Below are 10,802 nucleotides of genomic sequence, written 5' to 3'. Positions count from 1 at the left end.
TTGCTACGCGTTTATTGGCATTACGCTTCATGAAAGAAGTTGATGAGCTAACGAAAGAAAGTTGTGAAAAGGTATTGGGCCAAAAAGCTTGGAAGCTACTATGGTTGAAACTAGAAAGTAAAACGTTACCTAAAGAAGTGCCCGATATGGGTTGGGCGTACAAAAATCTCGCTAAATTAGGCGGTTGGAAAGATACCAAAAGGACGGGTAGAGCTTCAATAAAGGTGCTTTGGGAAGGATGGTTTAAATTACAAACCATCCTTGAGGGCTACGAACTCGCAATGTCTCTTGATCACTAGACTTGTGATCAAGAGACAGCCTCACGTGAGGGGCGTTTTTCTTTTTGACGCTATCTTAAGGAGGTTTGGCTTATTGAAGCGGAGTTCCGTTAGATAGCAGCTTTCTTGTCGGCTCTTGCTCGGTGTATTCGACCGCATCGTGATCCGCGAGTTTATCGACTTCTGCCTGTTCGCCCACCACAACCAACACGTGTCGTTTCACCAGAGCGTCGACTACTTCAATGTTGTGCTGACGAAGAAGCGCTCTCACTTCGCTCTCTTTCCCTTCATGATACTTAACAAAGTAACGTGCAGGTTGCTGCTCGGCTTGATCTTGGCGTTCATCCACGAGAGGAAACCCTTGATTGTTTGCCAAGCTGCTTGAGCTCAGTCCGATTGCCAATAGTGCGGTAGCGCCTACCATAGACAAAGAAAGTAAGGTCAACTTCTTCATAGTCACTCCTTATTGAAAGGTCAGAGTCCAACTGTTGATGGTACCTGTGTCTCTTCTGGCATTGTCTACCGCTTTCAGTTCCCATGTGCCTTGTGATTCAAAACCAGAGAAATCCGCTTGGAAACTGGTTTTAATGTCGTTCGCACTGCCGCCCGCGTTGTCGTGCAGTACCACTTGACCACCATCTGGCGATGTTAATGTGACATAAAGATCACCAATGTAGGTGTGAGTGATATCCAAATCGATAGTCACTGAACCTGCATCGCCAGAGCGAGACACATCTAATGAGCTTACAACGCCAGACGCTTTGTTATCTGGAATCGCTACCGCATCCGAGTTGGTGTAGCTAGAAGGTGTAGAGCCGCCACCAGATGAATCACCCGAACCGTTATGCGTCGCGACAAGAGAAACACCAGAGTACGCGCTGTAGCCGTAAACCAATACTTCATATTGCCCTGCGCCAGATACGTTCAAGCTACAGCTTTCGCCATTACCGCCCGCCCATGAACGACAGTCGTAAGTGCTGGTGCTTGGTGTGCCATTAAAGCGCACGTAAAGGTCAGCATCACCAGAGCCACCACTCATATTGAATGTCGCTTGCGTTGCATCCGCAGGGACGTCAAACACAAGTACTGTGCTTGATTTGCTGCCGCCAGAAAGCTGCGTTTTCGCCACGCCATTTTCTAGAACGTTGTCGTTGCCAGAGCCACCGCCATCAGGACCATTACAGCCTGCGTCTAGGTATTGTTTCGCTGCTTCAGCATTCACAAGACCATGACCAGTGCGGTTATCACGACCTGTTACGTCGATGTCCGCTGCTGTCTTGATCAGCGCGTTGCGTACTTGCGCTGCGGTACAGGTTGGATGGTAACTCCACACCAAACCCGCAACACCGGTTACGTGTGGCGTCGCCATCGACGTACCATTGTAGTACTCATAGTCTTCACCCTTAGTGGTCGATACCGTGATGTCTTGACCAACGTAACCCAACAACTCCTGACCGAAGGCACGATCAACTGTCACTGACACAATACGCGCCGCGTTGTTTTGATCGACAAGGAAAGGATTCTGCAAACCCGGAAGCTCAGAGTTACTGTACACAATCGCCGCACTTGCGCCTGCATTGTAACACGCTTGAACTGCATCGATTTCTGGGTAGTTGCCCGATGATTGGTTGCCCACACGCTCGGTCAAACAGATCTTGCCCGACATATCGCCACAGCTGAAGCTGCTAACGGATACGTCACAGCTTGCTAGTGTCGCCGTAATAGAACCGACAACAGGATCAGGACCGTAACTGCCGCCCGATTGGACCAAGCGGTTGTGAGGAACAACGCCGCGATCAAACTGGCTAACACCGTTCAAGCGAATGTCTGAAAGCTTACCTTCGCCAACTGTCACCGTAGACAGAATTGCTACACCCGGACCTGCGATTTCAACTTGGTCTGTCGCTTGAGAGAACGCCGCGTGATCACGCTTATCATCCACCGCCGCAACAGACATTACCGAATCGTAAGACGCTGGGTAGCTGTGCGCAGTATTCCCGCTATTACCCGCAGCAGCAATCAGCAGCACGCCTTGGTCGTAAATTGTTTGCAACGTGTTTTTCTCCGTCACACTTGATTGGCTACCACCAAGGCTCATGTTGACCACGTTCGCGCCGTTGTCAGCACAAGTTTGTACCGCTTTCACCAAGCTGGATGAGTAGCCCCAACCCTCTTCATTGAACACCTTGACGATGTGCAAATTCACGTTTTGGTTTGGCATAACGCCTTTGATGCCCTCTGTGTTGGCAATCGCGGCAATCGTACCCGCTACGTGTGTACCGTGAGCGTTGTTGTTCCCCGGAACACTCCAAGAGCCTGTACCACTATCGTTTGTACCCGACACTCGGTTACCACTCAGATCGTTGTGTGCGAGGTCGTAGCCTGAATCGATGATACACACAGTGCGGTTGCCTGCACTCGAGTCATCCAAAAGCTGAGCGTTAACCGCCTCATAGCCCCATGGGATAGTCTCACTTAACAGATAACGCGGTGGGTCAATCTCCACGTATTCCACATCACTGCGGTTACGCAGTTGCCCCAGTTCCGAGTCTTCCATCTCCACACTGTAGATTGCGCGGTTTCCTAGCTTTTCCACTTTACGCGCTTTGAGCTGCTCTAAAACCGACTCTTGCGCGATGCGTGGCCCCCAGAAAGAGTTTCCACCTAATGCTCAAGGAGTGGACGTATCTTCTTTAAATTTGACGATGTATTTAGTCGGCAAGTTAGATTCGTCGAACCCCGTCAGAGGAGCCGCATGCGCTGACATCGAAAATGTCATCGCAACTGCAACGGCAGACAATGAAAACAAGCCATTTAATTTATTTGTTGTGTAGTGCATTTGCTCTATTCCTTTTGAGCTGATTTTTATTCACTTTATGCTCATGAAAAATCATAACCGTGAGTTATGCATGAGCTAATCAGCTATAGAGCATCTGTTAAAAAATCCAAATAATTCATTTTATAAATACATGATTATTAATAAAGGATCATTTAAACAACAGTTATAGTTAACATTAAAAATTAATAATTATACTTATAAAGCAATTACTTAATTACACAAAAAGTGAATGTTAAATTAATGTTAGTGAGTAATTATTCTATATTTTATGAAATTATACTATTTACAAAATCTATTAAAAGTCGACTGCGGTACCAAAATTGATAAAATGAATAATTAGATATTTGACTGAATGACGTATTTACCCAGAATTAGGAGAGTTGATGAGATAAATTCTCATCTAAATCATGACGATTATCATTAAAGAGAGTGAATCATGAATAAGACCAGTACGTTACTTAGTGCCTTGTTACTACCATTAAATCTTGCTCACGCAGCCGACTCATCAGAGCCTCCTTACCAGATAAATGCCTCAGAAGTGAGAAGCGCACAACAAAAGCAAACATACACCTACGTACGATGCTGGTATCGAACTAGTTATTCACATGATGACCCAGAAACGGACTGGGAGTGGGCAGAAAATCCAGATGGCAGTTATTTCACTATCGAAGGCTATTGGTGGAACGCACTCTCGTTTAAAAACATGTTCTATACCAATACACCACAAAGCGTGATCAAGCAGCGCTGTGAACAAACACTCGATCTTGCGAACGAAAATGCGGACATTACCTACTTCGCTGCCGATAACCGTTGGTCATACAACCACTCGATTTGGAGTAATGATCCTGTGGTGCAGCCAGATCAAATCAACAAGGTCGTGGCACTGGGTGACAGCTTGTCGGATACCGGGAACATCTTTAACGCGTCACAATGGCGATTCCCGAATCCAAATAGCTGGTTCTTAGGTCATTTCTCTAACGGGTTTGTATGGACAGAATACATTGCTCGAGCGAAGAACTTGCCGCTATACAACTGGGCGGTGGGTGGCGCTGCTGGCGAAAATCAATACATCGCGCTAACGGGCGTTGGAAAGCAAGTCTCTTCTTACCTCGCTTATATGCAGCTGGCGAAAAACTACAACCCTGCCAATACACTGTTCACCCTTGAGTTTGGATTGAATGACTTCATGAACTACAACCGCAGCGTTCCGGAAGTAAAAGCAGATTATTCGGAGGCCTTGATAAAACTAAGTGATGCTGGCGCAAGAAACTTCTTACTCATGACCCTACCTGATGCGACCTATACGCCTCAGTTCAAATATTCTAGCCAAGAAGAAATCGACACAATCCGTGCAAAAATCCTTGAGATGAACGAATTTATCAAAGCGCAAGCAGCTTACTACACAGTACAGGGACTCAATATTACGTTGCACGATACCCATGCACTCTTTGCTAGCTTGACAGCTAACCCGGAACAACATGGCTTCAGTAACGCAACGGAAGCATGCCAAGACATCAACCGCTCGTCTGCTGCTGATTACTTGTACAAACATTCGCTGCGTTCTGAGTGTGCGTCCGTTGGTTCAGATAAATTTGTATTCTGGGATGTTACCCACCCGACCACAGCAACACATCGCTACGTGGCTGAGGATATGCTAGAAACCACTGACCAACTTTCGAATCATCCATTCTAAGCGGTCTATAAGAACCTAGAACCTCTCAACATTTGAGAGGTTCTATCAATAGCAGTTAGAGACAGACCCAAGCAAAACGTTCGGCTTGGGTTTATCTTTTTTATCGAGGGTTTACCATCATTTATTGTCAGTCTTGCTATGATGATTTGGTAAACCTATGAGGAGCTATAAATGAACCTAAAACGCTGTGTGTTGTTACCGTTAATGGCTGCAACGCTATTTGGTTGTGCTCAACATCAGTCTGATGACTCCGTGAACATAATGACAATTAACATTGCTCCAGAGCTCGTAGACTGTGTCGGTGTGGCTCCGATGAAATGCATGGTAGTAGATGGTAACTACTTCTATGATCAAATAGACGGTTTCGAGTTTGAACCCGGCTATGGGTACACCTTACAAATAAAGCGCATCCAGCGGTTCACTCCTGAAAATGCGCCTGCCGACGCTAGCTTATATCGATATGAACTCATTGAAGTACTAGAGAAGCGATAACAATACGATTCATTGCCCATTGAAAGGAAATTCCTATGTTTGGAAATTGGAAACGAAACCGCCAAATTCGAGAAGTCGCAAAAGATATCACGCCGAAATTAGCGCTCAAGTATGGTGAGAAAGCAGGTTACTCGAAGGAAGAGAGCGATTGGGCGCTGAAAGAAAACGGGAAAACAGACAATACCTTTACCCTAATCGCATACGGCATGTTGATTAACCAAACTGCTTATGTGCCGATGGGTCTAAGCCAAGAGCTAGGTGAACATGCTGAATTCCAATCAGAAGTCTCACTTGCTTTGTTTGACCAAGCGACGGCTCTGGTGAGCGTCAGTGCTTTACTGACTTACGCGGAGATTCAAGACAGCCACAAACAACAGCCCGCTACCGATTCGGATGATTTCGATGCTGATGGAGGAGACTTTGGAGGAGACGGCGCTGGAGATGGTGGCGGTGAATAGCATCACGCTAGCATCTGTGGCAATAAAAAGCGGCGTTGAGTCATCTCAATATTAAACACGAAATGGCTCATCACGAGCCTTTTAGCTTATCACCTTGAGTAACTTAGAAGCTTCGTTTTGCTTACACCAAGCCTTTCAATTTCGCCAAACCATAAGCGGCGATGGTGACGCAGTCTTTGATTTCACCATCTATCATCATTTGCTCGAACGCTTCAACTGTGAACGAGCGTGTGATCAAGTCTTCTTCTTCACTGTCTAGCTGATTGCCCACTTCAGACAACTCACTCGCAAAATACACATGACAAGTCTGGTTTAAGAATCCATAAGCGATGAACTGCGCACCAACGTACTCCATCTTATTGGCTTGCATGCCCGTCTCTTCTCGAAGCTCACCTTTTGCTAGCTCAAGATGATCCGCATCTGGATTTGATTCCCACGCCCCTTGTGGGATTTCCCAACAACGTTGCCCTACGGTGTAACGAAACTGCTGTACTAAGTGAATCACGCCGTTATCGATCGCTAGAATCGCTGCACAGTCTGGCTTGTCGACCACACCGTAGATGCCTTCTGCTCCGCTAGGGCGTTGGATCTTATCTTCACGTACCGTCATCCATTTGTTTTGATACACCACTTTGCTGTCTAGCTGCTTGATGTCTGCCATGAGAGTCCTTACTGCTTGATTCTTCGAAATTAGTTATTGGATTAGAAGCCATTCTAACGCTGTTTGCGTGTCAGTTTGTAGACGGTTTTCAAATTCAACGCGCTTATTGGTATTCAATATATCGCATCAAAACAATCATTCATCGCAATGATTACGATGGTGTGAAATGGCAAGTTTTCAGTTCGAGGAACTCATATAGTTAACCCATCGACGCAAGGCATGGCTTTGCAAACTTGTTCATTATTGATTGAGGGTTCTTATGAGCGCATCGGATAAAGTCTACGGTTTCAACACTCCACAACGTCTGTTTGTTGGTTATACCTTGGCGGTATTGGTAGACCTTACGGTACTGAACTTCTATGACGAATATTGGGATTTTGTAACCATTGGATTTCTTTCGCCGCAGCGTTACTGCTTCAGTTGCTCTTGAAGCTGTCTATCAAAGCCAAAGCGGAACACAAAATCGCAGAGTACTTTAAATCGAAGCCGGGTACGGCACCTAAGATTTACCGTGGTATCTCGACTTACGTTATCTTGGTCGGTTCGAAGTTCATCATGCTAGAAGCCATTAACATTATGTTCGGCGACAAGGTTGACTTTAGTGGTCCTTGGAACGGTGTCGTCGCCTTCTTTGCGGTGGTGTTTACCATCCTGATTTCAGAAGTCATCGTCGGTAAGGTTTACTTCAAGCTTGGTGAGAAAGAGCAACAAGCACAACGTGAATTAGCTGAAAACAACGCTAGCTAATAAGCAAAATCGATGAATACAAAACAGCATCGATAAAAACCAAAAAGCGCTGAGAAATCAGCGCTTTTTTCGTTTACTTGTTCACTTAAGCTTAAGCGACGAGGATGCTCTTAAGCTCGTTCAACGATTCCACCGTGTAGCTTGGTACAATACGCTCATCCACACTTGCACCTGTGGTGTTCAGCCAGCATGTTTCAATACCGAAGTTGTTGCCACCCAAGATATCAGAATGCAGGTTGTCACCCACCATCAAGACACGCGTCTTACATGGGTTACCCATTTGCGTCATCGAGTATTCAAAGATACCCAGATCCGGCTTAGCAATACCAACTTGCTCAGAAATCACCACATGCTCGAAGTAATCGCTCATACCTGTGCGCTCTAGGCGAATCGCTTGCAGCTCGGTAAAACCATTAGTGATGATGCCCATTTTGGCTTTACCTTGTAGCGCTTCCATCAGTTCTTTTGCGCCCGGCAGCAACGTGCAGATGTCTGCCATCGCTTCTAAGAACGCACTGTTGAGATCCGCCGTTGTGGTGTTGAGCTTTTCTGCCCACTCAGTAAAGCGTTTATGCTTGAGCTCATCTGCTGTCACTTTACCATCTTGGTAATCCACCCAAAGTGGCTTGTTCACCGTTTGGTAATGGGCAAAATCTTGCTCGGTAAAATCTACGCCTTTGCGAGAAAACATCAGCTGCAAACCTTTGAAGGCATCAAAGTGAAACAAGGTTTCGTCAGCGTCAAACAAGATCCAATCGTATTTCATTTTCTTCTTTCCAATATCCAGGTCGTTTTCTGCCGCATAGTCTAATTGTTTTCTTCTTGAAGATAATCTCTATAATTGGAAAATGATTGTATCGTTTTTCTCAACAATAAAATTAATAATAGATAATCCCAATAACCTAGGAGCACGCCGTGAATGCCATTGCGTCACTGCCAGTATTTGTCGCTGTCGTCGAATGCGGCAGCTTTTCCCTTGCCGCCAAGCAGTTAAACCTGACTAAATCGGCGATAAGCAAACGCATTAACCAACTCGAAGATGACCTCGGCATTCGCTTGCTTAATCGCACTACGAGAAAGCTCAGCCTAACCGAAGCTGGACGTCGATACTTCGAGTACGCTTCACAAGCAGTCAACCTTGCTCAGCAAGGCGTCGATGCCGTTTCTGAGTTGCAAGGTTCACCCCAAGGTAGGCTTAAAATCACCGCCTCGATGTCTTTTGGCGTTTTGCACATTGCGCCACTTATCAGCGAATTTCTTGCACGTTACCCGAAAATTGAGGTCGATTTACAGCTAGAAGACGCCATGGTGGATTTGGTTGAACAAGGCTTTGATTTGGGGATTCGCATTGGCGAACTTGCTACTTCTAACCTTGTCGCTAAGCGCCTTGCTCCGTGTAAAAGCGTACTGTGCGCCTCTCCCGCATACCTAGAAGAATTTGGCGTACCAACCAAACCAAGCGATTTGGTGACGCACAACTGTTTGCGTTATTCGTATTTCCGAGGCGGGGTGGAATGGATGTTCATCAACAGCGGTAACGAATATAAGGTGCTGCCGAAGGGCAACTTTGTGGTCAACAACAGCGAAGCGATTCGCCAGTTGCTTTTGAGAGGTTCTGGTATCGCTCAATTGCCGACTTTTATTGCAGGTAAAGACTTTGCTGCTGGCAACTTAAAACCACTGATGGAAGAGTTCTCTCTCCCTGAGCATGCCATCTATGCGGTGTTTCCAGAGCGCAAACACATGCCATTGAAAGTGCGAGTGTTCATTGACTTCATCAGCGAAAAACTCGGCACTGATACACCGTACTGGGATCGCTACTGACAGGTTCTGACACTCCATCACATTAACCTTATTTCGAACTTAACCAAACCACAGAAATAAGGAAAAAACATGGAAACTGTGATTGAAACTGTACAATTTCGTCTGACCAATGGCGCAACAGAACAAGACTTTATCGCTGCGGCAGAACAGTCACAAAACTTCGTGAAACAACAGCCAGGTTTTTTATACCGCTCATTGAGTCACGAGGCTGCAAGTAATACGTGGACTGATATCATTTACTGGCGGTCACAGGCAGACGCAACGAATGCAAGCAAACTGTTTACTCAATGCGAAGATTGTAAACCGCTAATGAACCTGATTGAGCCCGAAAGTGTTGAGATGAAACATCACAGCGTGAAGATGTGCAGCGAATTAGAAGACTAACCGAGATAGGAACACCATGAGCAAATCAGAGCGACTGTTTGAACTACTGACTTTGTTACGTGCTAAACGTTATGCGGTGACAGCAAAAGAGCTGGCAGACACCATGCAAGTCAGCGAGCGCACTATTTATCGTGATATTCAGTCGTTGCTGAACTCTGGAGTTCCCATTCAAGGAGAAGCTGGAGTCGGTTATATGCTACAAGCCGGCTCTCATTTACCGCCATTAATGTTCAGCGAAAAAGAGATAATGGCACTAGAGCTCGGTATGCGTATGATACGCGCTTGGTCTGATGTCGAGCTCGCCGATGCCTCGCGATCCGCTTCTGCTAAAATCCTTTCCGTATTGCCCGACAAACTCAAACAACAAGTGGAAGACTGTCCACTGATTGTACCTGAGTATCACATCCAGTCAGAAAGCGCGAAACGCGGACAATTGCTGCGTCATGCCATCGATAACAACTTTAAGGTCAGCTTGGATTATGAGGACGAGAGCGGGCAAGTGACCGAACGTAAAATCCAACCGTTAGGCCAGTTCTTTTGGGGCAAGGTTTGGACACTCGTCGCATGGTGCGAACTACGCCAAGATTATCGCCAATTCCGCCTAGATCGAATCCAAGCGATGCGAATGCATGATGAAGAATTCTTAGTAGAGGAAACCAAATCCCTCAAGCACTATATTGCACAGTATAAGCCGAGGGATTGAATCTCATGCATTGTACAAAAATTCCTCTGAAGGGGGATGTAGTGCAAATCTAAACGCCTTCTTAAATAAAAAACCATTTATTATCTGACACTTAGAGTCCGTGCATATTGCTACACTACGCACATGAACATTTAGTTAATCTAATGTTTCATTTTTAACAGGTGCGCAACCATCATAGGAGCGCTAACTTAAGTAGCACGTCAACCACACCGGAGTGTGAAGCTATGAAAGTACTGATTCAATACACCCAAGCGGGTAAATATCGTGACCAAGCGTGGGAATCACTGACGCTAAAAGCAAAAGGCGAGATGCAAGCCGTGACGCCTTCTTATGCCGCACAACTTATCGAACAAAACAAAGCAACGCTTGTAATGACGGAAGACGAACAAGTGATCTTCCATTCTTAAGTAACAGGCAGCGATAAAAAATGAGCTCAATACTCGAGCTCATTTTTGTTTGATTGGTAGTTGGCTATCACGATCAATCTTGAATGATCTTGTTGCCGCAGTTTTCGCAGATTAGATGACGAGAGAACTCATCCATAGACGCAAGGAAAGCACCAAACACTGTGCTTTTTAGAAAGCCAGAAATGAATTCCTTCTTACTGCGATTCTTATCTCCCTCAAAAGCACTTTTCTTTCTGACCAACACCACAACATGATGCGTTTCCACACCACACGAAGGACACATAACAACTTCCGTCTTTTTAGACATACTAAGCTC

The 10,802-nt window shown here is 45.7% G+C and carries 11 protein-coding genes and 3 pseudogenes; 9 read left to right on the top strand and 5 right to left on the bottom strand.

Features of this window, described 5'->3' with window-relative positions; translation table 11 throughout:
- Window positions 1-299, top strand: a pseudogene (locus tag KIV40_RS05300) (IS4 family transposase); the annotation flags it as partial.
- Window positions 300-369: 70 nt separating this feature from the next.
- Here KIV40_RS05300 and KIV40_RS05295 read toward each other — a convergent pair.
- Together KIV40_RS05295 and KIV40_RS05290 are read right to left on the bottom strand one after the other, a co-directional pair.
- Window positions 370-732 (bottom strand): ATPase, encoded by a 363-nt coding sequence (locus KIV40_RS05295; RefSeq protein WP_285348163.1) that lies wholly within the window; start codon window positions 730-732, stop codon window positions 370-372.
- A gap of 9 nt (window positions 733-741) precedes the next feature.
- Window positions 742-3,117: pseudogene (locus KIV40_RS05290) on the bottom strand (S8 family serine peptidase).
- 436 nt (window positions 3,118-3,553) lie between these two features.
- On the opposite strand from KIV40_RS05290, the gene KIV40_RS05285 reads away from it, so the two are divergent.
- The 3 genes from KIV40_RS05285 (at window position 3,554) to KIV40_RS05275 (ending at window position 5,760) form a co-directional block, all read left to right on the top strand.
- Window positions 3,554-4,810 carry an SGNH/GDSL hydrolase family protein gene (locus KIV40_RS05285; RefSeq protein ID WP_285348162.1) on the top strand — a complete coding sequence of 419 codons (1,257 nt, stop codon included), beginning with the start codon at window positions 3,554-3,556 and terminating at the stop codon, window positions 4,808-4,810.
- Window positions 4,811-4,981: 171 nt separating this feature from the next.
- On the top strand, window positions 4,982-5,302 hold the full coding sequence (locus KIV40_RS05280) for a DUF4377 domain-containing protein (RefSeq protein ID WP_285348161.1): 321 nt from the start codon (window positions 4,982-4,984) through the stop codon (window positions 5,300-5,302).
- Between the two features lie 35 nt (window positions 5,303-5,337).
- Entirely contained in the window at window positions 5,338-5,760 is a 423-nt protein-coding gene (locus KIV40_RS05275) for a hypothetical protein (protein WP_285348160.1), read from the top strand.
- 121 nt (window positions 5,761-5,881) lie between these two features.
- Here the strand turns inward: KIV40_RS05275 and KIV40_RS05270 are convergent, their stop codons facing one another.
- A complete protein-coding gene (locus KIV40_RS05270; RefSeq protein ID WP_005535149.1) occupies window positions 5,882-6,421 on the bottom strand; it encodes an NUDIX hydrolase in 540 nt (179 codons plus the stop codon).
- A gap of 259 nt (window positions 6,422-6,680) precedes the next feature.
- Here KIV40_RS05270 and KIV40_RS05265 point away from each other — a divergent pair.
- A pseudogene (locus KIV40_RS05265) lies at window positions 6,681-7,168 on the top strand (hypothetical protein).
- A 91-nt stretch (window positions 7,169-7,259) separates the two neighbouring features.
- Here KIV40_RS05265 and yjjG read toward each other — a convergent pair.
- Window positions 7,260-7,934: a pyrimidine 5'-nucleotidase gene (gene yjjG, locus KIV40_RS05260; protein ID WP_285348159.1), complete on the bottom strand. Its 675-nt coding sequence runs from the start codon at window positions 7,932-7,934 to the stop codon at window positions 7,260-7,262.
- Between the two features lie 149 nt (window positions 7,935-8,083).
- On the opposite strand from yjjG, the gene KIV40_RS05255 reads away from it, so the two are divergent.
- The 4 genes from KIV40_RS05255 to KIV40_RS05240 all read left to right on the top strand — a co-directional run bounded on the left by KIV40_RS05255 (window position 8,084) and on the right by KIV40_RS05240 (window position 10,486).
- Window positions 8,084-8,992, top strand: coding sequence for a LysR family transcriptional regulator (locus tag KIV40_RS05255; protein WP_285348158.1), 909 nt, complete (start codon window positions 8,084-8,086; stop codon window positions 8,990-8,992).
- Window positions 8,993-9,061: 69 nt separating this feature from the next.
- Window positions 9,062-9,376 carry an antibiotic biosynthesis monooxygenase gene (locus KIV40_RS05250; protein WP_010645364.1) on the top strand — a complete coding sequence of 105 codons (315 nt, stop codon included), beginning with the start codon at window positions 9,062-9,064 and terminating at the stop codon, window positions 9,374-9,376.
- A gap of 16 nt (window positions 9,377-9,392) precedes the next feature.
- A complete protein-coding gene (locus KIV40_RS05245; RefSeq protein ID WP_285348157.1) occupies window positions 9,393-10,079 on the top strand; it encodes a YafY family protein in 687 nt (228 codons plus the stop codon).
- A 224-nt stretch (window positions 10,080-10,303) separates the two neighbouring features.
- Window positions 10,304-10,486 (top strand): hypothetical protein, encoded by a 183-nt coding sequence (locus KIV40_RS05240; RefSeq protein ID WP_009705084.1) that lies wholly within the window; start codon window positions 10,304-10,306, stop codon window positions 10,484-10,486.
- 73 nt (window positions 10,487-10,559) lie between these two features.
- Here KIV40_RS05240 and KIV40_RS05235 read toward each other — a convergent pair whose 3' ends face one another.
- Window positions 10,560-10,793: a hypothetical protein gene (locus KIV40_RS05235; RefSeq protein ID WP_009705085.1), complete on the bottom strand. Its 234-nt coding sequence runs from the start codon at window positions 10,791-10,793 to the stop codon at window positions 10,560-10,562.
- Between the last annotated feature and the right edge of the window lie 9 nt (window positions 10,794-10,802).

The organism is Vibrio sp. D173a (assembly GCF_030248475.1).
Note: the sequence above shows the minus strand (reverse complement) of the source record. Positions and strands in the feature narration are given on the sequence as shown.